At 70.0% G+C, this 24,230-nt stretch carries 35 protein-coding genes; 18 read left to right on the forward strand and 17 right to left on the reverse strand.

Annotation, left to right across the window (positions count from 1 at the left end; translation table 11 throughout):
* Positions 1-88: 88 nt before the first annotated feature.
* Positions 89-1,243 carry a PQQ-dependent sugar dehydrogenase gene (locus tag CJ022_RS15420; RefSeq protein ID WP_101927489.1) on the reverse strand — a complete coding sequence of 385 codons (1,155 nt, stop codon included), beginning with the start codon at positions 1,241-1,243 and terminating at the stop codon, positions 89-91.
* A 101-nt stretch (positions 1,244-1,344) separates the two neighbouring features.
* Entirely contained in the window at positions 1,345-1,467 is a 123-nt protein-coding gene (locus CJ022_RS17665; RefSeq protein WP_255407587.1) for a hypothetical protein, read from the reverse strand.
* Positions 1,468-1,802: 335 nt separating this feature from the next.
* Here CJ022_RS17665 and CJ022_RS15430 point away from each other — a divergent pair, with 335 nt between their 5' ends.
* The 4 genes from CJ022_RS15430 (at position 1,803) to CJ022_RS15445 (ending at position 4,108) form a co-directional block, all read left to right on the forward strand.
* Positions 1,803-2,276, forward strand: a complete 474-nt coding sequence (locus tag CJ022_RS15430; protein ID WP_101927490.1) for a hypothetical protein — start codon at positions 1,803-1,805, stop codon at positions 2,274-2,276.
* A 94-nt stretch (positions 2,277-2,370) separates the two neighbouring features.
* Positions 2,371-2,955 (forward strand): hypothetical protein, encoded by a 585-nt coding sequence (locus tag CJ022_RS15435; RefSeq protein WP_101927491.1) that lies wholly within the window; start codon positions 2,371-2,373, stop codon positions 2,953-2,955.
* A 90-nt stretch (positions 2,956-3,045) separates the two neighbouring features.
* On the forward strand, positions 3,046-3,474 hold the full coding sequence (locus tag CJ022_RS15440) for a VOC family protein (RefSeq protein WP_101927492.1): 429 nt from the start codon (positions 3,046-3,048) through the stop codon (positions 3,472-3,474).
* A 91-nt stretch (positions 3,475-3,565) separates the two neighbouring features.
* Positions 3,566-4,108 carry a lipocalin family protein gene (locus tag CJ022_RS15445; RefSeq protein WP_425490786.1) on the forward strand — a complete coding sequence of 181 codons (543 nt, stop codon included), beginning with the start codon at positions 3,566-3,568 and terminating at the stop codon, positions 4,106-4,108.
* A gap of 21 nt (positions 4,109-4,129) precedes the next feature.
* Here CJ022_RS15445 and acuI read toward each other — a convergent pair whose 3' ends face one another.
* From acuI to CJ022_RS15465, 4 genes are all read right to left on the reverse strand, one after another.
* Positions 4,130-5,116: an acrylyl-CoA reductase (NADPH) gene (gene acuI / locus CJ022_RS15450; RefSeq protein WP_101927494.1), complete on the reverse strand. Its 987-nt coding sequence runs from the start codon at positions 5,114-5,116 to the stop codon at positions 4,130-4,132.
* Between the two features lie 418 nt (positions 5,117-5,534).
* Positions 5,535-5,828, reverse strand: a complete 294-nt coding sequence (locus CJ022_RS15455; RefSeq protein ID WP_101927495.1) for a hypothetical protein — start codon at positions 5,826-5,828, stop codon at positions 5,535-5,537.
* Between the two features lie 31 nt (positions 5,829-5,859).
* The gene (locus tag CJ022_RS15460) at positions 5,860-6,147 is read right to left on the reverse strand and encodes a hypothetical protein (protein WP_101927496.1); all 288 of its coding nucleotides are present in this window, start codon (positions 6,145-6,147) and stop codon (positions 5,860-5,862) included.
* Positions 6,148-6,397: 250 nt separating this feature from the next.
* Positions 6,398-8,032 (reverse strand): GGDEF domain-containing protein, encoded by a 1,635-nt coding sequence (locus CJ022_RS15465; protein WP_158238442.1) that lies wholly within the window; start codon positions 8,030-8,032, stop codon positions 6,398-6,400.
* Between the two features lie 178 nt (positions 8,033-8,210).
* On the opposite strand from CJ022_RS15465, the gene CJ022_RS15470 reads away from it, so the two are divergent.
* From CJ022_RS15470 to CJ022_RS15480, 3 genes are all read left to right on the forward strand, one after another.
* A complete protein-coding gene (locus tag CJ022_RS15470) occupies positions 8,211-8,534 on the forward strand; it encodes a DUF6122 family protein (RefSeq protein WP_101927498.1) in 324 nt (107 codons plus the stop codon).
* A gap of 57 nt (positions 8,535-8,591) precedes the next feature.
* Positions 8,592-9,224 (forward strand): Rossmann-fold NAD(P)-binding domain-containing protein, encoded by a 633-nt coding sequence (locus CJ022_RS15475; RefSeq protein WP_101927499.1) that lies wholly within the window; start codon positions 8,592-8,594, stop codon positions 9,222-9,224.
* A 106-nt stretch (positions 9,225-9,330) separates the two neighbouring features.
* Positions 9,331-9,882: a hypothetical protein gene (locus CJ022_RS15480; RefSeq protein WP_101927500.1), complete on the forward strand. Its 552-nt coding sequence runs from the start codon at positions 9,331-9,333 to the stop codon at positions 9,880-9,882.
* A gap of 40 nt (positions 9,883-9,922) precedes the next feature.
* On the opposite strand, the gene CJ022_RS17825 is transcribed toward CJ022_RS15480, so the two are convergent.
* On the reverse strand, positions 9,923-10,597 hold the full coding sequence (locus tag CJ022_RS17825; RefSeq protein ID WP_143704020.1) for a hypothetical protein: 675 nt from the start codon (positions 10,595-10,597) through the stop codon (positions 9,923-9,925).
* A 42-nt stretch (positions 10,598-10,639) separates the two neighbouring features.
* Here CJ022_RS17825 and CJ022_RS15490 point away from each other — a divergent pair, with 42 nt between their 5' ends.
* Together CJ022_RS15490 and CJ022_RS15495 are read left to right on the forward strand one after the other, a co-directional pair.
* A complete protein-coding gene (locus tag CJ022_RS15490; RefSeq protein ID WP_101927502.1) occupies positions 10,640-11,038 on the forward strand; it encodes a host attachment family protein in 399 nt (132 codons plus the stop codon).
* Between the two features lie 61 nt (positions 11,039-11,099).
* Positions 11,100-11,363: a thioredoxin family protein gene (locus tag CJ022_RS15495; RefSeq protein WP_101927589.1), complete on the forward strand. Its 264-nt coding sequence runs from the start codon at positions 11,100-11,102 to the stop codon at positions 11,361-11,363.
* 15 nt (positions 11,364-11,378) lie between these two features.
* On the opposite strand, the gene CJ022_RS15500 is transcribed toward CJ022_RS15495, so the two are convergent.
* Positions 11,379-11,861: a DUF421 domain-containing protein gene (locus tag CJ022_RS15500; RefSeq protein ID WP_101927503.1), complete on the reverse strand. Its 483-nt coding sequence runs from the start codon at positions 11,859-11,861 to the stop codon at positions 11,379-11,381.
* Between the two features lie 195 nt (positions 11,862-12,056).
* Between CJ022_RS15500 and CJ022_RS15505 the strand changes: the two genes are divergently transcribed.
* Positions 12,057-12,293 carry a DUF2188 domain-containing protein gene (locus tag CJ022_RS15505; protein ID WP_101927504.1) on the forward strand — a complete coding sequence of 79 codons (237 nt, stop codon included), beginning with the start codon at positions 12,057-12,059 and terminating at the stop codon, positions 12,291-12,293.
* A gap of 400 nt (positions 12,294-12,693) precedes the next feature.
* Here the strand turns inward: CJ022_RS15505 and CJ022_RS15510 are convergent, their stop codons facing one another.
* Positions 12,694-12,906 carry a hypothetical protein gene (locus CJ022_RS15510; RefSeq protein ID WP_101927505.1) on the reverse strand — a complete coding sequence of 71 codons (213 nt, stop codon included), beginning with the start codon at positions 12,904-12,906 and terminating at the stop codon, positions 12,694-12,696.
* Positions 12,907-13,058: 152 nt separating this feature from the next.
* Between CJ022_RS15510 and CJ022_RS15515 the strand changes: the two genes are divergently transcribed.
* Entirely contained in the window at positions 13,059-13,775 is a 717-nt protein-coding gene (locus CJ022_RS15515; RefSeq protein WP_101927506.1) for an SOS response-associated peptidase, read from the forward strand.
* 79 nt (positions 13,776-13,854) lie between these two features.
* Positions 13,855-14,319 carry a hypothetical protein gene (locus CJ022_RS15520; RefSeq protein WP_101927507.1) on the forward strand — a complete coding sequence of 155 codons (465 nt, stop codon included), beginning with the start codon at positions 13,855-13,857 and terminating at the stop codon, positions 14,317-14,319.
* Positions 14,320-14,380: 61 nt separating this feature from the next.
* Here CJ022_RS15520 and CJ022_RS15525 read toward each other — a convergent pair whose 3' ends face one another.
* Positions 14,381-14,851, reverse strand: coding sequence for a cupin (locus CJ022_RS15525; protein WP_101927508.1), 471 nt, complete (start codon positions 14,849-14,851; stop codon positions 14,381-14,383).
* Between the two features lie 70 nt (positions 14,852-14,921).
* The gene (locus CJ022_RS15530; RefSeq protein WP_101927509.1) at positions 14,922-15,440 is read right to left on the reverse strand and encodes an adenine phosphoribosyltransferase; all 519 of its coding nucleotides are present in this window, start codon (positions 15,438-15,440) and stop codon (positions 14,922-14,924) included.
* Between the two features lie 103 nt (positions 15,441-15,543).
* Between CJ022_RS15530 and CJ022_RS15535 the strand changes: the two genes are divergently transcribed.
* Positions 15,544-16,341, forward strand: coding sequence for a lytic transglycosylase domain-containing protein (locus CJ022_RS15535; RefSeq protein WP_101927510.1), 798 nt, complete (start codon positions 15,544-15,546; stop codon positions 16,339-16,341).
* A gap of 147 nt (positions 16,342-16,488) precedes the next feature.
* Here the strand turns inward: CJ022_RS15535 and CJ022_RS15540 are convergent, their stop codons facing one another.
* A complete protein-coding gene (locus tag CJ022_RS15540; RefSeq protein WP_101927511.1) occupies positions 16,489-17,697 on the reverse strand; it encodes a PQQ-dependent sugar dehydrogenase in 1,209 nt (402 codons plus the stop codon).
* A 376-nt stretch (positions 17,698-18,073) separates the two neighbouring features.
* Between CJ022_RS15540 and CJ022_RS15545 the strand changes: the two genes are divergently transcribed.
* From CJ022_RS15545 to CJ022_RS15560, 4 genes are all read left to right on the forward strand, one after another.
* Positions 18,074-18,490, forward strand: a complete 417-nt coding sequence (locus tag CJ022_RS15545; RefSeq protein ID WP_101927512.1) for an EF-hand domain-containing protein — start codon at positions 18,074-18,076, stop codon at positions 18,488-18,490.
* Between the two features lie 168 nt (positions 18,491-18,658).
* On the forward strand, positions 18,659-19,399 hold the full coding sequence (locus CJ022_RS15550; protein ID WP_101927513.1) for an HAD family hydrolase: 741 nt from the start codon (positions 18,659-18,661) through the stop codon (positions 19,397-19,399).
* A gap of 196 nt (positions 19,400-19,595) precedes the next feature.
* Positions 19,596-20,027: a hypothetical protein gene (locus CJ022_RS15555; RefSeq protein WP_101927514.1), complete on the forward strand. Its 432-nt coding sequence runs from the start codon at positions 19,596-19,598 to the stop codon at positions 20,025-20,027.
* 125 nt (positions 20,028-20,152) lie between these two features.
* Positions 20,153-20,557: a hypothetical protein gene (locus tag CJ022_RS15560; protein ID WP_101927515.1), complete on the forward strand. Its 405-nt coding sequence runs from the start codon at positions 20,153-20,155 to the stop codon at positions 20,555-20,557.
* Between the two features lie 6 nt (positions 20,558-20,563).
* On the opposite strand, the gene CJ022_RS15565 is transcribed toward CJ022_RS15560, so the two are convergent.
* Positions 20,564-20,752 carry a hypothetical protein gene (locus CJ022_RS15565; RefSeq protein ID WP_101927516.1) on the reverse strand — a complete coding sequence of 63 codons (189 nt, stop codon included), beginning with the start codon at positions 20,750-20,752 and terminating at the stop codon, positions 20,564-20,566.
* Positions 20,753-20,873: 121 nt separating this feature from the next.
* Between CJ022_RS15565 and CJ022_RS15570 the strand changes: the two genes are divergently transcribed.
* Positions 20,874-21,410, forward strand: coding sequence for a hypothetical protein (locus CJ022_RS15570; protein ID WP_101927517.1), 537 nt, complete (start codon positions 20,874-20,876; stop codon positions 21,408-21,410).
* Between the two features lie 7 nt (positions 21,411-21,417).
* Here CJ022_RS15570 and CJ022_RS15575 read toward each other — a convergent pair whose 3' ends face one another.
* The 4 genes from CJ022_RS15575 to aroQ form a co-directional block, all read right to left on the reverse strand.
* Positions 21,418-21,708 carry a DUF3105 domain-containing protein gene (locus tag CJ022_RS15575; RefSeq protein ID WP_143704021.1) on the reverse strand — a complete coding sequence of 97 codons (291 nt, stop codon included), beginning with the start codon at positions 21,706-21,708 and terminating at the stop codon, positions 21,418-21,420.
* Positions 21,709-21,775: 67 nt separating this feature from the next.
* Positions 21,776-23,143, reverse strand: a complete 1,368-nt coding sequence (gene accC / locus CJ022_RS15580; RefSeq protein ID WP_101927519.1) for an acetyl-CoA carboxylase biotin carboxylase subunit — start codon at positions 23,141-23,143, stop codon at positions 21,776-21,778.
* A 10-nt stretch (positions 23,144-23,153) separates the two neighbouring features.
* Complete coding sequence (gene accB / locus CJ022_RS15585; RefSeq protein ID WP_101927520.1) at positions 23,154-23,636, reverse strand: acetyl-CoA carboxylase biotin carboxyl carrier protein; 483 nt, start codon at positions 23,634-23,636, stop codon at positions 23,154-23,156.
* Between the two features lie 87 nt (positions 23,637-23,723).
* Positions 23,724-24,176 (reverse strand): type II 3-dehydroquinate dehydratase, encoded by a 453-nt coding sequence (gene aroQ / locus CJ022_RS15590; protein WP_101927521.1) that lies wholly within the window; start codon positions 24,174-24,176, stop codon positions 23,724-23,726.
* Positions 24,177-24,230 lie beyond the last annotated feature (54 nt).

A 24,230-nucleotide genomic window follows, 5' to 3' on the forward strand; every position in this document is an offset into this window, starting at 1 on the left:
CTGCCGCGCCTGCCTCGATCCGAATGGGCCCCATGCAGGAGCGCGCTGGCGCGCAACCGAGACCGCGCCACGCGCGCGTCCCGAACGCTCAGTCCGGAACCACCCGCAGCACGCGGCCGTCGGCCGCATCGGTCAGCAGGTAGAGCGCGCCGTCGGGGCCGGTGCGCACGTCGCGGATGCGCGCGCCCAGTTCGGTGAACAGCACGTCCTGCGGGCCTGGCGTGCCGCCTGTCATCGGGATGCGGCGCACGCTCCCTTCCGCCAGCGTGGAGACGAACAGGCTGCCGCGCCACGCGGGAAACAGCGCGCCGTCGTACCAGGTCATGCCGGACGGCGCGATCGACGGCGTCCAGTGGGTCAGCGGTGCGGTGATGCCGGGCAGGCTGCGATACGGCGTCACGCGGGCGCCGGTGTAGTCGACGCCGTCGGTCGTCAGCGGCCAGCCGTAGTTGGCGCCGGCGACGATGCGGTTGAGTTCGTCGCCGCCCTTGGCGCCGTGCTCGTGCGCGTAGAGCACGCCGTCGCGTACGACGAGGCCCTGCGGATTGCGATGGCCGACGCTGTAGATCTCGGGCCGCGCACCGGCGTGCCCGACGAAGGGGTTGTCGTGTGGCACGCCGCCGTCGCGCTCGATACGGATCGACTTGCCCAGGTGCGTGTGCAGGCGCTGGGCATCGGTGCGCTCGAGATTGCCGTCGCCGACCGCCGTCACGAGCGTGCCGTCCGCGAGCAGCGCCAGTCGGCCGCCGAAATGCTGGCGATGGGTCTTGGCGGGCTGCGAGGTGAAGATCGGCGTGACGGCGTGCAGGCGCCGGCCGTCGAAGCGCGCGCGGACGATGCGCAGGTGATTGGCGGCGTGGGTGCCGTGTGCGAACGAGAGATACAGCAGGCCGTTGTCGGCGAAGTCCGGGTCGGGCAGTACATCGAACAGCCCGGCCTGGCCGCTGACGAACGCGGGCGGCACGCCGTCGACCGGCGCGACGACGAGCGCGGGCGTGCCGTCGGCGGCCGGGGCGATGACGCGCAGGCGTCCCGCACGTTCGGTGACCAGCATGCGTCCGTCGGGCAGGAAGGCCAGCGACCACGGAAATTCCAGCCCGCTGGCGACGGTCTCGACGCGGTACGCAGGGGACGCAGCCACGCCGGTCGGCAGCAGCGCCAGCAGCAGCAACGTCGTGATGCCGAAACGGAATGCCGCGCGACGCCGGCGGGGCGGGGCGGCGGGAACGGATGCGGACGTCATGCGGCAGACCGGTGCGGAGGAACATCGCATGATGCCGGCCCGGCTTACGCAACGTCGAGGCGAGTGGGGTCGCTGCGCCCGCAGACCGTGCCGCAACGCGCTCAGGCGTCGAGCGTGGTCTCGATCGCGAACTGCTTGTGCAACGCCTTGTGGATCGGGCAGGCGTTGGCGACGCGCAGCAGATCCTGGCGCTGCGCGGCATCGAGTGCGCCGTCGAGGCGCACGCGCCGGGTGATGCGGTAGCCCTCGCGGTCCTCGTCGTGCTCGACGTCCGCATGGCGTAGAGCTGCAGCGTCAGCACCGTGCAGGCGGCCAGTGCGCCGTCGAGCAGCGCGTGCGGCGTCGGTGCGGTGCCGTGGCCGCCCGATGCGGGGTCCAGGTCGGCGCGCCAGGTCGCGTTGCCGTCGACGAGTTCGGCTTCGGTGGTGCCGGCATCGGCGCGCCAGCGGGCGGTGACGGTCATGCGGAATCTCCTCGGAGGATGGACGACGGGCGTCGGCAGACGTGGGTGCGTCGCCTGCGGCATCATCGTCGGCCTCCTGCTGCCGGGCCGCAACCGATGACGACCGTTTCCACGCGCCGACACTGGCCGCGCCTGCTCGCCGCCTTCGTCGCCGCGCTTGTGGTCGCGGCGGTGTGGGGCTCGCTGGTACAGACGCAGTTCAATCTCGGCGCGCTGACCGCGCTCGGCGTCGACCTGCCATGGCGCCTGCGGCTGTTGACCTCGGTCCAGGATCTGGTCGGCTTCGGCCCGGCGTATCTCGGCATCGTGCTGGCCGGCTGGCTGCCGGCGTTCCTGGTGGCGGCACTGCTGGTGCGCCGGTTGCCGCGCATGCGGACGGCGTTGTACGCGCTCGCGGCCGGCGTGGGCGTCGTCGTCGCGATCCGCGCCGTCGACGCGGTCGCGCCGATGCCGGTGCTGATCGACGCGACCCGCGGAACCGCCGGCCTCGTGGCGATGGCACTGGGCAGTGTCGCCGGGGGTGCACTGTTCGCGCTCTGGACCCGGCGGGCGCGGACGCCGGATCGCTGATCGTCGAATGCGCGGATACGCAGGAGACGAATCCGCGGACCCGCAGGCTGCCCGGCACGTTAGGCTGGAGGCCGCTCCGCACACCGGCGTTCGCATGGTCCGATTCTTCTACGTCACCGCTGTCGCGTTGTCCGTCGCGCTCTGCGCGCTCTCAGGTCCCGTCGCGGCCGACGATGCCGACGCCTGGTGGTCGCGACTCCAGGCGCTGTGCGGGCAGGCGTATGCCGGCACGTTGATCCGCGCACCGGACGGCGACGACACCTTCCGCGACCGGCCGGTGACGATGCACGTCCGCGACTGCAGCGCGACACGCGTGCGGGTGCCGCTGGTGATCGGCGACGACCGCTCGCGGACCTGGATCTTCAGCCGCGACGCCGATCGCATCACCCTGCAGCACGATCACCGGCACGCCGACGGCACGCCCGATGCCGTGACCCGCTACGGCGGCACGACGAGCAATGCCGGCAGCGCCGACACCCAGATGTTTCCGGCCGACGACGACACCCGGCGCATCCTTCCGGGCAGCGGCCTGCGCAGCGCGTGGCTGGTCGAGATCCACCCGGGGACGCGTTTCGTCTATGCGGCGAACCGGGTCGGCACCGAGCGCGGCTTCCAGGTCGATTTCGACCTGGGCCGGCCGGTCGCGCCGCCGCCCGCGCCCTGGGGCTGGCAGGACTGACCGGAGGCGCCGCGCGCATCGCATGCGCCCGACGCGCGCGCCACGGGGCTGCGCTATAAGGAACGCAACGTCCCTGTCACGGAGCCGCCCATGGAAACCGACAGCCTGCATCGCGGTCGCCTGATCGATCACCTGCATCTGGTCGTGCGCGACCTGCCGGCCAGCCAGCGCTTCTACAGTGCGGTGCTCGACGTGCTGGGCGTGCCGCTCGGCGGCACCGGCGACGGCTATTTCTGGGCCGACGAACTGTTCGTGTCGTCCGCCGAAAGCGAGGCTGCAGCGGGCACGTTGACCGGGCGCCACCATCTGGCGTTCCAGGCGCGCGACCGGGCGATGGTCGACGCCTTCCACGCGGCCGCGCTCGCATACGGCGGTACCGATCACGGCGCGCCCGGCGAGCGGTCCTACCACCCGGGCTACTACGCGGCCTTCGTCCTCGATCCCGACGGGAACAACATCGAAGCAGTGTTCCACGGCAAGTCGGTGCGCAGTGCGGCATCGGTGCACGTGACGTTCTAGCCGGCTCGCGTCCGCGCGCTGCATTCGGCGCGCGCGTGTCGCGTTCGCGCCTCCATCATCGAAGGCGGGGCACGATCGCCCCCTCTCCAGACTGCGGGCTGCCGTCATGTCGCTCCGGGTTCCGATCGCACTCGCGCTGGCCGCCGTCGCGGGCACCGCGCAGGCCAACCGTCCCGTCGATACGCTCGAGCTGGACCGCTACGTCGGCACCTGGCACGAGATCGCGCATCTGCCGATGTTCTTCCAGCGCAAGTGCGTCGACGAGATCACCGCGACCTACACGCCGCGCGACGACGGTCGCATCGAGGTCCGCAATGCCTGCCGCACGCAGGACGGGTCGCGCAACGAATCGACGGGCGTGGCGAAGACCGTCGACGGCGCGCCCGGCCAGCTGAAGGTGCGTTTCGCGCCGGCGTGGCTGTCGTGGATCCCAGGCGTGTGGGCCGACTACTGGGTCATCGATCTCGATCCCGACTACCAGTGGGCGGTGGTCGGCGGACCGAGCCGCAAGTACCTGTGGATCCTGTCGCGCACGCCGACGATGGAGCGCGCGCTGTACGAGCGGCTGGTCGGCGACGCCGCCGGTCGCGGCTATCCGGTCAGCAGGCTGGTGCAGGCGGCGCCGATCGAGTGACGCGCATGCGCGGCCGTCCCGTCATGCGTTGACGTCGACGACGGTGCGTCCGCGAACCTGCCCCTGCAGCAGCTTCGGGGCGAGGTCGATGACCGCGTCGAGGCCGACTTCGGTGGTCATGCGTGCGAGCAGGCCGGGATCGAGATCGCGTGCGAGCCGCGCCCAGGCGTCTTCGCGCACCGCGTGCGGCGCATTGACCGAGTCGATCCCCGCCAGCGTGACGTTGCGCAGGATGAAAGGCAGCACCGACGCCGGCAGGTCCGTGCCCTGCGCCAGGCCGCAACAGGCGACCGCACCGCGATACGCCGTCTGCGCGAGCACGTTGGCCAGCGTGTGGCTGCCGACGCTGTCGATCGCGCCGGCCCAGCGGGGCTTGCCGACAGGTTTGCCCGGCGCGCCGAGCGTCGCGCGGTCGATGACGTCGGCCGCGCCGAGCGCGCGCAGATGGTCGGCATCGCCGCTGCGCCCCGTCGACGCGATCACGCGGAAGCCGAGCCTGTGCAGCAGGGCGATCGCCACCGAACCGACGCCGCCATTGGCGCCGGTCACCAGCACGTCGCCCAGGTCGGGGGTCACGCCGGCGTGCTCGAGCGCACGCACGCACAGCATCGCCGTGTAGCCGGCGGTACCGATCGCCATCGCCTGGCGCGCGTCGAAGGCATCGGGGCGTCGCACCAGCCAGTCGCCCTGGACACGCGCCTTCTGCGCGTAGCCGCCGTGATGGGTCTGGCTCAGCGCCCAGCCGTTGAGGACGACGGGATCGCCGGGCGCGAAACGCGCGTGCGTCGAGGCCGTCACCGTGCCGGCCAGATCGATGCCGGCAATCAGCGGAAACACCTGCGCGATCGGCGCGGCGCCGGTGATCGCCAGTGCGTCCTTGTAGTTCAGCGTCGAGTAGTCGACATCGATGTCGACGTCGCCGTCCATCAGGTCGTGGGTGTCGAGGTCGGCGACGCGCGCCTGGATCGTGTCGTCGTGCCGGGTGAGCTGGATCGCGCGGAAGGTCATCGCATGCCTCGATCGGAAACGGACCCGCAGTGTGCACCTGCGCGCATGCGCATCGGGTCGCTGCGGCGATGCGCGGGTCGCGAATGGCGGCCCGACACGGCGATGCCCCGGCGCGAACCGGGGCATCGGGACCTGACGTACGGACGGCAGCAGCGCCGGCACGCGTGATGCAAGGTGCGGCTTATTCCTCTTCTTCGCCGCCGCCCGCGCCGGGTGCCTGCCACGGTTCCTGATCGGTGCGGCCCGGTTGCTGCGGGGTGTTCGGGGGATTCGGCTGTGCGCTCATGAGATCTCTCCATCGCGGCGCAGATCGCCGCCCGGGGACGCTGCGCCGGCCGGCGTGAACGCGACGCCAAGCCCCCGGTATTCAGCGAATGATTTCGATAGCACGGGCGGAGATCACCCGCGTGCGACGGCATCAGGTGCCGGAAGCGCCCGTCGGCTGTCCACTCTCGACGTCGAAGGCGGCATGCATCGCCTGCCGCGCTGCGCGCGTGCGCCGGATCCGCAGGCGCAGCAGACGCGCGGCGGCGCCGAGCAGCATCAGACCTGCCAGCACTGCGGCGATGATCATCGGCCACGAATACCAGGTTGCGAGCACCGACAGCATCGAACCTTCGGTGCGTGCGAACGCACCACTGAACACGGCTCCGGCCAGCAACGTGTAGACCGGCAATACCGCCGTGCGCCACATCACCCGTCGCGACATCATGGCGCGATCTCCCGCAGGTCTCTGCAGCGGTTCAACCGCGCCACTGGCCCGCTCCGTTGGGGAAGTCGTCATCGCGGCGCTGCGACGGGACGAAATGCGGTGGCGCCTCGCTGTCGCGACGCGCGGTCGGTAGGATCACCTGCGCGGGCGTCGGCAGCTCGCCGCCGAACAGCCAGTGATTGGCGGCGACCGAACGCACCGAATTCCAGTGCACGCCGCGCGGTGCGGCATTCCAGAGGCGACGCAGGCCGGGTTCGACCTCATGCCAGTCCGCGCCCGGCTGGGCCACACGGACGACGCGCGCCATTTCGGCGAGCATGGCATGAATGCGTGCGCGGTCTGCGGACATCGACGGGGCCTCGGACAAGTGGCCTCAGGCTAGGCGCGCGACGTTCAAGTGCACGTGAAAACACGGCCGGGCCCGACGGTGTTCAGGTGCGGTGCCGCTTCGTCGCGATGGGGTCGCCGCCTGTCGTGATCCGCCGCATGCGACAGCGCGCGTCGATGCGCGTCGATGCGCGCCGTCGTGCCTGTTCATCGACGCGGAACGGCGACGGTCGCCGCGGCGATCAGGTCGGCAGACCCGGCTCGATATGCACGCGATCGCGGCCTGCCCGCTTGGCGGCGTACATCGCCTTGTCGGCGCGACGCAGCAGTCGCGCGGTGTCCGTGTCGTCTTGCTGCAGTTCGCTGATGCCGGCGCTGAGCGAGATGTGCAGGGCCGGCACGCCGAGCGAATCGATCGAGCCGTGCAGCGCACGGCGCAGCGATTCGGTGCGCTGCGCCGCGTCGCCGGGACCGGCGCCGGGCAGGATCACCAGAAACTCCTCGCCGCCCACGCGCGCGACGTAGTCGATATCGCGGAACGCGCCGCGCAGCATGCGCGCGACATGCCGCAGCACGCGATCGCCGACTTCGTGACCGTGGCGGTCGTTGATCCGCTTGAAATGGTCGATGTCGATGAACACGACCGCGAGCGAGGCGCCCGCGTCGAAGGCCTCCAGGCGCGCGGTCTCCAGACGCTCCAGGCCCGCACGCCGGTTCGGCAGGCCGGTCAGCGCATCGGTCTGCGCCAGACGGCGCATCTCGTCGCGCTGCTGGCGCAGGCTGCCGAGCCGCAGGGTGAGCACCATGCTCGAGGTCAGGGCCAGCCAGTTGCCGGCCAGCATCATCGCCTCGACCTTCCAGCGCGCCAGCAGGTCCGGCGCGAAGGCCTCGAAGAGACCGACCGCAACCAGCGGCAGCACCGCGCACAGCGTCGCCGCACTGTGCCGCTTGCCGCGGAACAGGCGCACGAGCGCGAACACCAGGAACACCACGCACAGCAGGTAGAAGCCGACTTCGGCCACGACCGACGCGATCGACAGCACGCCATCGGGCAGCAGGCCGACCGCCAGCGCGAGCACCAGCGTCACCTGCACCGTGCGCGTCGACAGCCGGTCCAGCGTGGGCAGCCGGTTGCGCATCCAGCTCTGCCGGACCAGGGCATGCACGGTCACGCCGGTGAGGGCGACGCCGAGCGCGACCATGACGTGGATCGAGCTGTCGCCGAGCGGAATCCACGGCCGCGGATACGCCCACAGTCCCGACAGCAGCGCCAGCCACGCAGCAGCGCCGGCCGCGACGAGGGCGTAGCGGAGGAAGGCGCGTTCGCGCGTGCTGAAGAACGTCAGCAACGCCGACAGCATCAGCGCAATCATGACCGCGACCGACGCGACCCGGATCGAGAAGCGCGCGGTGTCCTGGCGCTGCACCGGCGCCGGTTCGCCCAGCTGCACGATCGGCCGCCACAGCGGCAGCAGCGGGCGGTCGAATTCGACTTCGATCGGCGCGGTGTCGCCCGGCGCCGGGACCAGCACGGTGCCCATGCCGGCGCGGAAGCGCGAGTCCAGCGTGCGTGCGTCCTGCAGCGTGCCGCAGCGATCGCGTGCGCCGTGGCGGATGTCGACTTCGCCCTGCAGGGCGTTCATCACCACGACCGCCTGCGGATGGCCCGACCAGCCGCCCGCGGGCGCGGGCAGCAGCAGCCGGTGGCGCTCGCGGCGATGGTCGTGCACGCAATCGCGCTGCGTTTCCGCCGCGGTCGCCGGCGCGCCGGTGACGACGTGGTCCTCGCTGAGTCGCCCGCAGGCGGCCAGCGTGCACAGCAGGAGTGCGACGCCGAAGCGTCGCAGCAGGGCGTGAAGCGCGTCAGGTCCTGTCATGTCCTTCCAGGAAGATCCAGCGTCGTTGCGGCCTTGAACGACCGCGCATCGTATCCGGATGGCCGCGTGATCCCCAGCGGTAGCGGCCGGCGTGCGCCCGACTTGAGCCCGGGCGGCACCGCGCATCGCCGGCGTCACGCGGCTATGCTGCCGGGCCCGACGCCAGCCAGGTCGCCCGATGGGTGCTCGCGCGCTCTTCCATCTGCTGTTGCACGCCGCTGTGCCCGCGCTGCTGGCCTGGGTGTTCTGGCGCGGGTGCTTCGCACGCGCGTGGATGCTGATGCTGCTGGGCTGGGTCATCGATCTCGACCATCTGCTGGCCGATCCGATCTACGCGCCGGACCGCTGCAGCATCGGTTTCCACCCGTTGCATACCGCGCCGGCGATCGCGGTCTACGGCGCGCTGGTCGTGCCGAAGCGCACCCGGCTGTTCGGCATCGGCCTGCTGGTGCACATCGCGCTCGATGCGATCGACTGCCTGTGGATGCACCACGGCCGCTGACGCGGTCGTCCGGCGGATGCGACGATGCCTGCTGACGAACACGACGGAGAGACCGCCATGCGCGTGATGCTGGTCGGCGCGACCGGACTGGTCGGACGCCAGGTGCTGGCCGGACTGCAATCCGAGCCGCGCGTCGCCGCGATCGTCGCGCCGACGCGCAGGCCGTTGCCCGGGGTCGCGACCAAGGTGCACAACCCGGTCGTCGATTTCGACGCACTGCCGGCCGATGCCGACTGGTGGCGGGTCGACGCGGTGATCTGCACGCTGGGCACGACGATCCGGGACGCCGGTTCGCAGGCGGCGTTCCGCCGCGTCGATTTCGACTATCCGCTGCAGGTCGCCCGCCTCGCCCACGCGCACGGTGCGCGGCATTACGCGTTGAACTCGGCGATGGGCGCGGACGCGCGGTCGCGGTTCTTCTACAACCGGGTGAAAGGCGAACTCGAGGCGGCGCTGGACGCGGTCGGCTTCGACGCGCTGTTGCTGGTACGACCGGGCCTGATAGGCGGCGAGCGGGCCACGGTGCGTCCCGGCGAGCGCATCGCCGGCGCGGTGCTGGGCGCACTGGCGCCGGTGCTGCCGCGCCGCTACCGGATCAATCCCGCGGCGCGCATCGCGGCCGCGTTGATCGATGGCGTGGTCGCGCCGCGTCCCGGTCGTCACGTGGTGCCGTCGGACGCCCTGGTCTAAGGCGCCCGCGCAGCCGCGTGTCGAGCATTGGAGCCAGCGCACGTTCAAGCCGCAACTGGTAGCGTCGAAGACGTGCGCGGTCCGCGTGCGTCCCGGAGGAACCGCCATGCGTGCGAAAGCCGCGCTCCTGCTTCCCCTGCTGCTCGCGGCGCTGCCGGCCAGCGCGGACGATCGCGATCTGGACCTGCGCCTGCCCGATGCGCCGATGTTCTCCGGCGCGGGCGCCTTCGGCGAAGGCACCTATACAGGCCCACGGACCGAGACCCGCGAGTACCGCGATGCGCACGCCGACGGGGCCCGATTCGCCGGCCGTGGCGGGTGCCCGACCTCGCCCGACGGCGAGGACGCGACGGTGACCGGCAGCGTGACCACCGGCATCGGCTACAGCTCGCGCGGCGGCAACAGCAACTGGAATGCGGCCGACATCAACCTGTGCAAGGAGTCGGTGAGCGCCAGCGGCAACGTCAACACGGCCAACCTCAACATCCGCGTCGGTCGTTACGATGGCCCGGGCTATCCGATGGGGCACTACTTCGACGGGCCCGGCATGTACGGCCATCCGGGCCTCGGCTTCGGTCCCTACGATGGCGGTTTCGGTGGCTTCAGCGGCCCGCGCCAGGATGGCTCGTGGACCGAGGGACGACGCCCCTGGCGTTGAACGACATGGGCACGCACGGCCCTGACGCGATGACCGGTGGCTACAGGTAGCGCCGCAAGCAATGCCGGGTCGTGACCATGCGCCTTGCGTTGCGCAATGACCGCATTGACGGCATCAGCGAAACACCCAGCAGCAACGGGATCCCCACCAGGGCGCCGACGCTGTCGCCGGGCACCATGTCCCGGTCTGCAGGGCGATCCGACACAAACCGCACTCGAACAGAATGCCCAGGTCGCTCGCCGCCATCGATCTGGCGGCGCGCGTCGAGCCAGGTCGAGAGCCCGGTCAGCAAGACGGACACCGGCTCGCACAGGCGGGCCAGCAGGTGGCAGACGAATAACGCGTGCGCCGCGTGCGCCGCGTTCAACGGATCGCCGACCTGACGATGCAGGTGGAACGTCTCCCGGATGGGCCGAGCATCCGCAGCATCGCCGTGCCGCGCAGTAGATCGATCGGCGCGAGGCGCCCAGATGCGCACGGCAGGGGAGGCGACCAGGTTGCAGACCAGGGACGCGATCCCGGCAATACGCTTGCGGGTTTCGGCACGCGCGGCGCATCGCCATTGCCTGAACCACTCGCACTCCCGACCGGTGCCCGGATCCGCCCAGCCACGGGCTGCGCGCCCATGCGCATGAACAGGCGCGACGCGTCCAACGCGCCCCACACGTGCGCGATGCACGGTCCTCACGAACGCGTCCCTAGAGTCGAACGACACGCCAACCGGCGTATGAATCCGACAGTCGAAGTGGAGACAACAATGACGATGAAGATCCCGCAGGGCGCGCTGATCGTGGTGGCGGACGGTGGTTCGGCACGCGTGTTCAGCAACGTGGGCGACGACAAGGCGCTGACGTTGAAGCAGGAAGCGCTGCTCGAGGGCATGAATCTGGACGACGATGGCCCGGCCGGCTCGATGCCGACGGAATCCAGCGCGTCGCAGCTCGACGAGGCCACCTTCGCCAAGCAGCTTGCGAACGGCCTCAACGAAGGCGCACTGAAGAACCGCTACGACCACGTCGTGCTGATCGCCGATCCGCAGACCCTCGGTCGCGTGCGCCCGCTGCTGCACAAGGAAACTATTCAGCGCCTGGTGGGCGATCTCGCCAAGGACTACACCAACGCCCCGCTGGAAACGATCCAGCGCGCGCTGTCCTGACGGCGCGGTGACCGTGGCCGCGTATGCGCCCGAAGCGCCGGACCGGTCTGCCGTCGACGGCATGCCGGGTCTGGTGGCACTGGAGTTCGGCACCGACTGGTGCGGCCATTGCCAGGCGGCGCAGACGCCGTTGGCCGCCACGCTCGGTGCGCGTGGCGACATCACGCATCTGAAGATCGAAGACGGGAAGGGGCGGCCGCTGGGCCGCTCCTTCCGCGTCACGCTGTGGCCGACCGTGATCCTGTTGCGGGATGGCGAGGAGGTCGCGCGGATCGTGCGGCCGACCAGCGCCGGGGACATCGCGCCGGCCCTCGCGCTTTTCTAGACACGCCTTGCGAGATCAGTCGTCCGACCGCTTGATCACCGTGATCTTGCCGGAGGTCTCGAGAATCGCGATCTCGATGTCCGAGATCGCAGTGCAGCCGGCGCTGCGTCGCGCGGTGGCGAAGTCCTCCCGGCTGACCGATTGCCGCATCAGCTCGTCGCGAAACACGTGCCCGTGCCGGGCCAGGATCACCGGCCGCCCCGCAACCACACGTTCGAATGCACGGCTGCGGGCCGAAAACGCACCGACGCCCCAGTTCAGCGACATCAACGTAGCGGCGAGGATCAATCCGCCCAGCAGCGACGTGTCCTCGCCGATCAGCGAGTTCTGGACCGCCGTGCCCAGCAGCACCACGACCAGCAGATCGAACGGCGTGAACTGGCCGACCGTGCGTTTGCCGGTGATCCGTACCAGGGTCAGGACCACGACATAGACCGCCACCGCGCGCAGGACGAATTCCCACCAGGGCATCGCGAGTTCGAACAGGCCATCGGGCATTGCGACATCCGGGGGCCGCGGGGGGGCGGCGTGCGGCGCTCTTATGCGCTGCGCGACGTAGCCATCAGGTGAACGCGCTCTTGGCAAAACGGAATAGGGGCCACGCACGCGTCCATCACCACGGCACGCCTATCGTCGCCATGTCGCAGTGCACCAATCGCGACTATCCCGTTCTCTCCCAGGATCTGTCCCTCCATGGAATCCGTCCACGTCACGCTGCGCTACAACTTCCAGGCCGGTGGCTGGGAACTCGTCGACGACGCGACTTCGCGCGTCCATGCGCTGTTCCATACCCGTACCGCGGCCCTCGCGTCCGACATCGTCGATCTGCTGTTCGCCCCGCGCGGCGGTGTGCTGTGCATCCGCGGCTCGGATGGCTGCTTCGAGTCGGAGCGGCGTTATCCGCCCGCATTGCAGGCTGTTGCGGCCTGAGCGGACATCCGCAAACCGCGAGGATGCGGCTGGCGTGACACGCGTCGATGCGTGCTGCCAGGATCGTCGGTATGACAGCGCAAACTTGGCCCTGAGCCGACACGGTCACGTGGTTCGACTGGCTCACGGCTTCTGACCACCATGCTGGAAGGTAGAACGCGCCTGCGTCGAGCCGCAGAGCGCTATACAGCGCGGTGGATCGAAGACGCGAGCTCGCACTGAAGACAAACGCTGCTGTCGCCGCGACTTACTCGACGTCGCGCCCGCGCGATCCGCGCTGTCTACATGCGCTCGAACGAGTCGGACAACGCGGACAGACGGCCGGAGCCGTCCGTCCCGCGTGTCGAACGAGCGTCGCCTCAATCCGGCGACCCGCGTCGTCCTCGATCCGGCAACCCGGTTACTGCGGAACCGGCGGGTCCTGGGGACGCGTCGGCGACGGCGGATCCTGCAGCGGCTGCGGATCGCGCTCGGGATCGCCCGGCGTCGGCAGCGGCGGGTCGACCGGCTGGTCGGGCACCGGATCGTGCATCGGATGCGGAATCGTGCCGGGGATGTCGTTCGGTGGCGACTGCGGCGTCGGAACATCGGCGGGCGGGACGTGCTGGTTCATCGCGAGACTCCTGCGGACTGGACGCCTCACGATGCGTGAGCCGGCGCGCGCGGCCCGTGAACGCGGCAGCGCGCGCACTGTGGATTCACGCGACGGGGCCGAAGATCCGCGCATGACCCGTCCGATGCGATGCCGTTGGCGAGCCGCGCCCCATGCGTAGATTCGTCCAGAGCTTTTCCGGCCAGGCCGGCATCGACGGCCTGCCGTCGCGCGTCACGGATGCGCTGGCCGCAGTGCCCGATCGCTACAACATCGCCGTGCGCAACCCCGCGGCGATCGTGCTGGATCGGGGCGAGGGACTGCAGGTCGAAGCCCTCGACTGGGGGTTGATTCCGCGCTGGTCCGCGTTGCCCGAAACCAAGTACACCACCGTGACCGCGCGTCTCGCGCGCGCGGCGACAAGCCGCATCTTCAAGCGCCCTTGGGAGTCGCAGCGCTGCATCGTGCCGATGAGCGGCTACTACAAATGGGACCGCAGTCGCGCGCCCCCGCATCCCTGGTTCATCCACACGCGCGACGGCGCCCCGTTGTTCGCCGCCGGATTGTGGGAGCACTGGGAACGCGACACGCCACATGTGCTGTCGTTCGCGGTGCTGACCCATCCCAACCCCGCGATTCCCGCGCCGCTGGTGCCGGACGGGCCGCTGTTCCTGCCGGCTGACCGGATCGCCGAATGGAGCGCGGGTCCGCGTGCGCCCGAACGTTTTCTCGCCGACATGCCGCAGCCGGCGCTGGACGCATATCCGGTATCGCCGAAGATCCGCATCCGCGACATCGACGATTACACGCTGCTCGAACCCGTCATGCCGCAGGCCGTGGAAGACGACGGCACCTGGCTCGACGACGCGTTCGAGGACGATGGGGACTGAGCGCCTAACGGCGCCTCGACACCGCGCGCGTATCGTGGCCCGACGCGACCGACCGGTCGCCCGACCGGAGGCTGCAGGCATGGCGTCACGACCCCGTTTTCTTTCCCCGCTGCTGCTGGCGACCCTGGCGATCGCCGGTCCCGCGGCGGCGCAGTCCCAGCTGACCGACGCGCAGACCCGCTACATGGGCGCCTACGTGTTCGAAAAGCAGCTGGGTATTTTTCGCGAGTACTGCGCAACCGACCCGCAGGGCGCCGCGGCGCTGAAGAGCGGCGTCGACACGTTCCGCAGCAGCAATCCCGATTTCGCCGCGGCCCTGCAGGCGCGTCCGACCGAACCCGAGTTCACGGCCGGCGTCGCGAACTTCGACAGCCAGTTCGAGACGGTCGCCACCCAGATGCGCACCCAGCTGGCGCAGCAGCCTGCCGCGCAGCAGTGCACGGCCCTGGGCCAGCAGCTCGGTGCGCTGCGCTTCGCGACCCTGCTCGAGGAAGGCCGCAAACGCGCCGAAGCGATGCAGGCTGCACCGCCGCCCACGCCGTAACGGGGCAGCTGGTTCCGTCGACGCATTGCGTACCGGCCTGCATCCGACGGAACGCGACCGCTCAGAACGGATTGCCGGTCATCGGGTCCCGCACCGGATCCGGCACGGCGTCGATGCGTGCGCAGGCCGCCGCATCCGCGGGTGCCCGGCACAGATCCCAGTCCTGCCCGTCCGGATAGGCGCCGACGACCTGGAAGTCGTCGCTCGCCTGCAGGCAGCAATGACCGGTCCCCGCAGGCAGCAGCAAGGCATCGCCGGCCTGCAGGTCGACGACGGTGCCGTCCGGGCCTCCCAGCAGCAGGCGCGCCTGCCCGCGCGCGATGCCCAGCACTTCGTGCGCGGTGGAGTGGAAGTGGTGGAAGTCGTAGACGCCGCCGCGCCAATCGGGCGGCCAGCCGTGGGCGGCGAAACGGCATTCGAACGCGCGTGCGTCGAGAGCGGCGCCATGTGGCGCGCGATAGAGGCGGACCGGCAGCCGCGGGTTGTTGGGGACGTCCGCATTGCGGGTCAGCGTGAGGGTGTCGCGTTGCATCGCAGGGGTCCGGGCACGGGCGTTCCGCATGCTGGCGCCGCGGAGGTCGGCGCGCTGTCGACGCCGCGGCTCAGTAGCCTGCCGCCGCGTGCAGCGGCGCGTCGGCGTCCCAGCGTGCGCGGCCGCCCAGCGCGGCCAGTTCCACCAGCACGGCGGCCCCGACGACCGTCGCGCCCTGCCGCGTGCACAGCGCATGCGCGGCGCGCAGCGTGCCACCGGTCGCCAGCACGTCGTCGACCAGGACGACACGCGCCCCGGCCGGCACCGCGTCGACGTGCATCTCCAGCCGGTCGCTGCCGTATTCGAGCGCGTAGTCGTGGACCAGCACGCGTGCCGGCAACTTGCCGGGCTTGCGGACCGGCGCGAAGCCCGTGCCCAGCGCCTGCGCGAGCGCGGCGGCGAAAATGAAGCCACGCGCCTCGATGCCGACGAACACGTCGGGCGACGCCTCGCGCCACGGCGCGGCCATCGCGGCGATCGCGGCCGCGAAACCGCCGGCGTCCGCCAGTACCGGGGTGATGTCCTTGAACACGATGCCCGGTTTCGGGAAATCGGGGACGTCGCGGATCAGCGCCTGCCAGTCGATCATCGTTGCGGCTCCTTGTGGGGGCGCCGATGATGGCCGCCGCCGCGACGATGCACAAACGTCACGGCCACCCGCGTATCCGTCGCGGGTCAGTCGGGAGTCGTGGATGCGCAGCGGTCGGGCAGGGTGCACACCTTTATGGTGGGTCGGGGCAGTGGCGGTCGCGCTGCTGGCGCTGCCGTGGCCGGCCGAGGCGCGCACCGTCTACCGCTGCGTGCGCGACGGCACCGTCAGCCTGTCGACGGCACCCGAACCCGGGTCGCGTTGCGAGGCACGCGAGATCGACGACAGCGCGGTGCAGACGCCGAACCTGTGGGGGGCGATGGGCATCTTCAGCGGCACCCTCTACGAGCGCGAGCAGGACGGCGTGCTGGTCTACGGCACGCGCAAGTTGCCGGGCGCTCGCGTCTATCTGCGCTTCACCGTCGAGACGCCGGAAGGCGAGCAGGCGCATGCGGGCCTCGGCAATGTCGGGACGCCGCGCCTGCAGCCACATGCGGCCGTGTTCCGCGCCGCCGCCAAGGCCAACGGACTCGACGAAGCGTGGCTGCGCGCCATCGCGCACGTGGAAAGCGATCTCGATGCGGGCGCCGTGTCGCCGAAGGGCGCGGTCGGCGTCATGCAGCTGATGCCCGATGTGATTTCCGATTACGACGTTACCGATCCCCGGTCGGCCGAGCAGTCGATCCGCGCGGGCGCGCGCCATCTACGGTCGCTGCTGCGCCGCTACGGCGACGACCGCACCCTGGCGCTGGCCGCCTACAATGCCGGTATCGGCACCGTCGCCCGGTTCGACGGCGTGCCGCCGTATCGCGAGACCGAGGCCTACATCGCCAAGGTGCAGGCGCTGTACGTGCGGTACCGCGAGGCGATGGGCAATCCGATCGAGCGTCCGGCGCAATAGCGTCGTGGCCGCGGTGTCGCGCCCCGGGTGACTGCAACGGCCGGGCGGTGCGTGTATCCAAGGCGTCGGCGGCACAAAAAAGGCCACACCCTTCGCGGCGTGCGGCCCGGTAGCGACGCAGCGGCCAGAAGGCGCTGCGGGAATGCGTCAGCCCTTCGGCGTCAGCTTCAGCAGCTTGCCGCCGCCATCCTCGAGCGCCCACAGGCTGCCGTCCGGCGCCTGGGCGACGTCGCGGATGCGTGCGCCCATCGCGAAGCGCTCCGCTTCCTGCGCCGTGCTGCCGTTGAACGACACGCGCACCAGCGACTGGCTCGACAGGCCGCCGATGAAGGCGCTGCCGGCCCAGTCCGGGAACGCGTCGCCGGAATAGAACATCAGGCTCGACGGCGAGATCACCGGCGTCCAGGTCACTGCCGGGGCCTTGAACTCCGGACGCGTGTCGTGATCGGGGATCGGACGGCCGTCGTAGTGGTCGCCATTGGAGACGATCGGATAACCGTAGTTCTCGCCGCGCTCGACGAGGTTCAGTTCGTCGCCGTCCTTCGGCCCCATCTCGCTGTTCCACAGCTGGCCCTGCGCGTCGAACGCAATGCCGAGCGGATTGCGATGGCCCAGTGACCAGATCTGCGACGCGACGTCGCCCTGGCCCGCGAACGGATTGTCGGCCGGCACGGTGCCGTCGTCGTTGAGGCGCAGGATCTTGCCCATGCTCGAGGCCATGTCCTGGGCCGGGTCGAACTTCTGCCGGTCGCCCGACGAGATCCACAGCATGCCGTCCCCGTCGAACGCGATGCGATGGCCGTAATGCCCGTTGCCGTCGACCTTCGGCGTCTGCCGCCAGATGACCTCGACATCCTGCAGCGTGCCCGCATCGGCATCCAGCCGCGCGCGTGCGACCGCCGCGCCGCGGCCCCCATCGCCGTCCTCGGCGTAACTGAAGTAGACCAGGCCGTTCTCGGCGAACAGCGGATGCGGCTTGATGTCGCCGAGTCCGCCCTGGCCGGCGTTCGCCACCGCCGGCACGCCGGCGATCGCGCGCTTGCTGCCATCGGTCAGCGACACCAGCTGCAGCGTGCCGCCCTTTTCGGTCACCAGCAGGCGTCCGTCGGGCAGGAAGCCGAGCGCCCACGGCGCGTCGAACGCGGCCACGGCCTCGACGTTGAACGGCAGCGCTGCCCAGGCATCGTTCGCGGGAAGCGCGGGCGCTGCATCGCCGGCATCGGCAGTCGTCGTCGCCTGTCCGGTATCCGCGGTATCCGCGGTCTGCGCGGTCGGCGCCGCATTGCCGTTGCAGGCGGCGAGCGCCAGCAACGACGTGGCGAGGGTGGTCAGAACGAGCGGTCGGGTATGACGCATGCGGAACTCCAGGATGCAATCAGGGAAAACCCGAGTGTTGCACAGCCTCGCGACGACGCGCGTGGACAGCCGTCCGAGGCGGCAACCGTAAACGTTGTGTTCGATTCAGCCGCCGGGGACGGCATGCACAGACTGCGCGAACACGCAGCGCGTCGCCCGAGCCCCGTCCAGCGGCATTTGGCGCGCGGGATTCATGCCTGCGCAACAAGTCGCTAGCCGGTGTCGCGTTGCGCGTGGTTAAGCAGTCGTAAGGACATCCGGCGCCGTGCCGATTGCGGTTCATCCGGTCGCTTGCAAGGTGATGGCCGAGCGGAATCCACGACGAGGATTGATCCACCGCCGCGCGTTACCCCTTTTCCGTACGGAGACACATCCCATGAAGAACGCACGCAAGCCGTTGATCGCCATGATTGCCCTGGCCGCCGCGATGGCCGCGCCGATGGCCTTTGCCCAGGATGCAGCCACCACGCAGACCGACCCGACCGCGGAGACCACGCCGCGGACCGAAGGCTATGCGCAGGATGCGGCCGCGCAGGCGCAGCCGCAGGCCGGCCAGAGCCAGGTGACCTGGGCGGATCTGGACGGTGACAGCGACGGCAAGCTCAGCCTCGACGAGGCCTCCGGTCTGCCGGCACTCGCCCAGGTGTTCGCGGATGTCGACGCGGACAGCGACGGTTTCGTGACGCCGCAGGAATACCAGGCGTATGTCGCCGCGCGCTCGAACGGTGCGACCACCCGACGCGAGACGGGGCGGCCTTTGGGTCGCCCTTTTTTCTGGAGGGTTCCAGCTTGAGAGGCGTCCCCAGACTCCGGTCGTGTTGAGGAGTCGTGCCGTCCCGGTGCGACCAATCCCGATCCAGATGCCGATGCCGATGCCGATGCCGCGAGACCGGAGCGGGGATGTGGCGCGCCCGCCCGATCTTCGAGTCACCGACCGCAGGTGCCAGCGCATAATGCGCGCATGAACTCCGGCATCCGACTGGTCGGCTTCGATGCTGACGACACGCTCTGGCGCAGCCAGGATTTCTTCGACGCAGCCCAGCTCGAATTCGAAGACATCGTCGGCCGTTACGTGGATCTCGCCGACGTGCGCGTCGCCGATGCGCTGTACGCGGTCGAGTCGGCGAACATCGCGGTGTTCGGTTACGGCGTCAAAGGCATGGCGCTGTCGATGATCGAAGCGGCGACGCAGATCACCGCCTCGCGCATCAGCGCAGCCGACCTGCACCGGATCGTCGAGATGGCGAAATCCCTGTTGCGCCATCCGGTCGAGTTGCTGCCCGGCATACGCGACGCGGTCGAGACGATCGCGATGCGCTTCGACGTCGTGCTGATCACCAAGGGCGACCTGTTCCACCAGGAAGCGAAGGTGCGTGATTCCGGCCTGTCCGATCTGTTCGGGCGCATCGAGATCGTCAGCGAGAAGGACGCGCCGACCTATGCGCGCGTGCTGTCGGAGTTCCATGCCGAACCGGCGCAGTTCCTGATGATCGGCAATTCGCTGCGCTCCGACATCGCGCCGGTGCTCGAACTCGGCGGCTGGGGCGTGCACATGCCCTACCACGTGACCTGGGCGCACGAAACGCGCGCCGACATCGTCGACCGCCTGGACCGGATGCAGCAGGTCGCGACGCCCGCCGAGTTGCCCGACGCGGTCGCGCGACTCGCCACGTGTGCGAAGCAGATGTCCGCCCCGTCATGACCCACGCAGGAGCGGCACGCGGCGCGTCGGAGGGGAAAACGATTCCAGCGGCGTGGTAACGGTTACAACTTGAACGGTTCGATTACGGCCCGGCCGTGATGCGGGTCGAGACCGAAAAATTGCGTTGCGATTCATCCCCGCCGACGCATCGTGAATCAACGGCGCTGCGACGGTGCCGACACGATGGAGCCTCACGATGACGATCTCGACCCTGTACCGCTGGCTGTTGCCTGCCGCACTCGCCGCCGCCGGCTTTGCATCGATGACGATCTCCGCGCCGGTGAAGGCGAGCGACGATCTGGTGCGGGTCATCGTCGACGTCGCGGACGTCGTGCTGCGGGGCAATACGCCGTATTACCGGCACGGCAACTACGGCCAGTACGACCGCCTGGTCGTCACCCGCGACCGTTACGGCCGCCCGGTCTACTACCGCACGGCGCCGCGCTACTACAACGCGCAGTACCGCCCCGGGCCGCCGCGTCACGCGCCGGCACACGGTTATCGCCATGACCGCGGCCGCCACGACCGTGGTCGTCACGCGACGCGCTGCGACAGCCGCGGCCGCTGCACGACGCAGTACTACGATCCGCGCCAGGACCGCTCGCACCGCCGCGACTGGCGTCGCTGAGCAAAGGCCTCCGCGCAGGGATGCGCGGACGTCGGGGGCCTGTCGGCAGGTGACAGAGGCCGACATCCTTTTCTGCTAGCGTGGCGGCCATGCCTGTCCGCACGCGTTTTCTTCCGCCTACCGTCATGTTGCTCGGCGCCTGTCTGCTGGCAGCGCCGGTATTCGCGCAGGCAGCCGAGCCCATTTCCTGTGAACTGGCGTTTGCCGCGGATGACTGGTCGCCGCAACGTCAGGCGGCCCGGGGGAGCGGAACGGTGCGCTGCAACGACGGACGCTCGCTGCCGGTCCGCATCAGCATGAAGGGCGTCGAGCGCGTACAGGTCGGCGAGCCGAGGATCCGCGCGGGCGCGGGCAGCTTCGCCGGGGTCACGGATCCGCGCGACGTCATCGGCGGCTATGCCGCGCAACGCGGTGACTCGGGTCCGAACCTGATCCTGCGCAAGGGCGCTGTCGCGTTGCGGGTGACCGGCACCGGCGCCTGGTGGAACCAGGGCGGGCGTCCCGCGAGCCTGGTGATCTCGCCGCGCTGACGCGCGTCAGTCGCTGCGATGGCGCGTGTCGTCGTCGAGCGGCGTTGCGCGCATGGTGCTCGCTGCATCCTCACCGATCCGGGTCGCCATCTGGTCGAGCGCGACGGCGAATACGGCCAGCAGGGCGGCGGCGATGACCGCGGCGATGGACCAGCGGCGCCAGCGTGACGGGCGGGGTGGAGCGGAGATGGTCATGGCGCATGTCTCGAAGCGGATGTCGCGTTGGGGTATGGTCGCGTCCCGTGCGTCGCGACGACGTGGACACGCGATACCTGCCGGGTCCAACGCGTCCACGCGGGTCAGGAGGACATCCCAAATGCCGTCACCGCTGCCTGCCCGCGTCCTGTCCGCGCTGTTGATCGGATTGTTGTTGCCTGGCGCCGCCGTTGCGCAGGACGCCGCGTCGCCGGCGACGGCACCGGAGGTCGAGGCCGCACCGGCGGAATGGGCGCCGCGCACCGGCGATGCCTGGCTCGACACCTGGATGACCGACGTCAACCGCTATGGCGCGCGCTACCACGACGCCTTCGTCGATGAACTGGTCCGGTACCAGGGCGCGCCGCGGGTGCTGGTCGAGGAACTGCTCGTCGACGAGCGCTGGCGGCCCGCCGATGTCTATCTCGCCTGCGCGACGGCGGTCGCCATCGGGCGGCCGTGTCGCGGCGTCGCGTCGGCGTTCCGCCGCGATCAGGCCAGCGGCTGGAGCGGGGTGCTGACGCAGCTCGAGGTCACCCCCGACGCGGCGCCGTTCCAGCGCATCAAGGTGGGGCTCGTCTCGAGTTACGCGCGCTGGGCGCGTCCGATCACGCTGGATGCGGGGTTGCGACAGGCCCTGTCCGATCGCGAACGCTGAGGCGGTTTCAGCCCGGCGCGATGGCATCCGACGACGCGCGCGCGTCGTCGAATGCGCGATGGAAGTGTGCGACCCGTGCGAGCAATGCCGGCTCGCGCAGGGCGAGGTCGTGCGACCACGCGCTCGCGATCACGGAGGTCGCCAGCGCCGGCGACGGCGTCGCGCCCGTCCGCAGTTGCACAACCCGGGCCGCGACGACGGCCGCCTCCCACAGCAGGATCTCGTGGGCGTCAGACTTGACGTGATACGCGGCTGCCCCGCTTTCGAGCGACCGCACCAGCGCCTCGCCCGTCGCCACCAGCGCGCCGGCCCCGGTCGGGCCGGTCGCGGCCTCGCCGGCCGTCATCGCGGACCGGCGACGCGCATCATCCGATCGCGAGCGTCTTGTTCTTGCGCTCGGCCAGGCGCTTTTCCAGGTAGTGGATGTTCTGGCCGCCGGCTTGGAACCCCTGGTCGCGCATGATCCGCTGCTGCAGCGGGATGTTGGTCTTGATCCCGTCGACGACCATTTCCGACAGCGCCACGCGCATGCGCGCGATCGCGGTCTCGCGGTCCGGGCCGTGGACGATCAGCTTGCCGATCATCGAGTCGTAATGCGGCGGCACCGTGTAGCCCTCGTAGACGTGGCTGTCGACGCGCACGCCCGGGCCGCCCGGCGAGTGGAAATGGTGGATCGTGCCGGGCGAGGGCAGGAACGTGTCCGGATCCTCGGCATTGATGCGGCACTCGATCGCGTGGCCGGTCAGCACGACGTCTTCCTGCCGGATCGACAGCTTGTGGCCCGAGGCGATCATCAGCTGCTCGCGGACCAGATCGACGCCGGTGACCAGTTCGGTCACCGGATGCTCGACCTGGATGCGGGTGTTCATCTCGATGAAGTAGAAGCGGCCATCCTCGTAGAGGAATTCGAACGTGCCCGCGCCGCGGTAGCCGATACGGATGCAGGCGTCCACGCAGACCTTGCCGATGGCCGCGCGCGCCTCGTCGGTGATGCCGGGCGCCGGCGCTTCCTCGACGACCTTCTGGTGGCGCCGCTGCATCGAGCAGTCGCGCTCGCCGAGGTGGATCGCCCCGCCCTGGCCGTCGGCCAGCACCTGGATCTCCACATGGCGCGGGTTCTCGAGGAACTTCTCCATGTAGACCATGTCGTTGCCGAACGCGGCCTTGGCTTCCTGCTTGGTCGTGGCGATCGCGTTGACCAGCGCCGCCTCGGTATGGACCACGCGCATGCCGCGCCCGCCGCCGCCGCCGGCGGCCTTGACGATGACCGGGTAGCCGATCTCGCGCGCGATCTTGACGTTGGTCGCCGCGTCGTCGTCGAGCGGGCCGCCGGAGCCGGGCACGCAGGGCACGCCGGCTTCCTTCATCGCGCGGATCGCCTCGACCTTGTCGCCCATCAGGCGAATGGTCTCGGCCTTCGGCCCGATGAAGATGAAACCGGACTGCTCGACGCGCTCGGCGAAATCGGCGTTTTCGCTGAGGAAGCCGTAGCCCGGGTGGATCGCCTGGGCGTCGGTGACCTCGGCGGCGGCGATGATCGCCGGCATGTCGAGATAGCTGCGGTTGGACGGCGGCGGGCCGATGCAGACCGACTCGTCGGCCATGGCCACGTGCTTGAGGTTGCGGTCGACGGTGGAATGCACCGCGACCGTGCGGATGCCGAGGGTGTGACAGGCGCGCAGGATGCGCAGCGCGATCTCGCCCCGGTTGGCGATGACGATCTTCTCCAGCATCGCGGCGGCCTCAGCCGATCACGAACAGCGGCTGGTCGAATTCGACCGGCTGCCCGCTCTCGCACAGGATCGCGACGACGGTGCCGGCGGTGTCGGCTTCGATCGGGTTGAACATCTTCATCGCCTCGATGATGCCCAGTGTGTCGCCGGCCTTGACCTGCTGGCCGACGGTGACGAACGCGGGCTTGTCCGGCGCGGGCGACGCGTAATAGGTGCCGACCATCGGCGACTTGGTGACTTGGCCGGCCGGCAGTTCGTCGCCGGCGGGCTTGGGCGTGCCGCCGGTGGCGGCATCGACGGGCGAGCTCATCGGCATCACCGGTTCGGGCGCGCGCGGCGCGGCGGCCTGCGGCATCTGCGCGTACGCGACAGGCGCGCCGTGGTGCTGCGAGCGCGACAGGCGGACGGATTCCTCGCCTTCCTTGATCTCGATCTCGGTCAGGTTCGACTCTTCGAGCAGGTCGATGAGCTTCTTTATCTTTCTCAGGTCCATGCTGGGCCTCTTCTCGGTTGGGTCGCGCGACGCGCGAAAACGGAATGCGGAGCGGCCGGGCGCGGACGCCGGCTGCGGAACGGAAGGTCAGGGGGCGGGGCGGGTCCGCAGGTGGGCGATCGCCGCATCGAGCGCGTAGCGGTAGCTGTCCGCGCCGAAGCCGCAGATCACGCCGACCGCGAGGTCGCTCATGTAGCTGCTGTGACGGAACGGCTCGCGCCGGTGCGGGTTCGACAGATGGATCTCGATGAACGGCAGCGCGACCGCCGCCAGTGCATCGCGGATCGCGACGCTGGTGTGGGTGAAGGCGGCGGGATTGAGCAGCAGCATCGCGGTGCCGTCGCTGCGCGCGGCCTGGATGCGGTCCACCAGCACGTGCTCGGCGTTCGACTGCAGGCAGTCCAGCGTGCAGCCGGCTGCAGTCGCGGCGGCCTGCAGCATCGCGTCGATCTCGGCCAGCGGCGTGTGGCCGTAGACCGTCGGCTCGCGGCTGCCGAGCAGATTGAGATTGGGGCCGTGGAGGACGAGAAGCTTCGGCATCGGAATCGCAGGACCGGACGTGCGCGAAGTCTGCGGGATGTCTCCGATGGTGTC

It is taken from the genome of Luteimonas rhizosphaerae, assembly GCF_002849595.1.
In the GTDB taxonomy this organism is placed as follows: domain Bacteria; phylum Pseudomonadota; class Gammaproteobacteria; order Xanthomonadales; family Xanthomonadaceae; genus Luteimonas; species Luteimonas cellulosilyticus.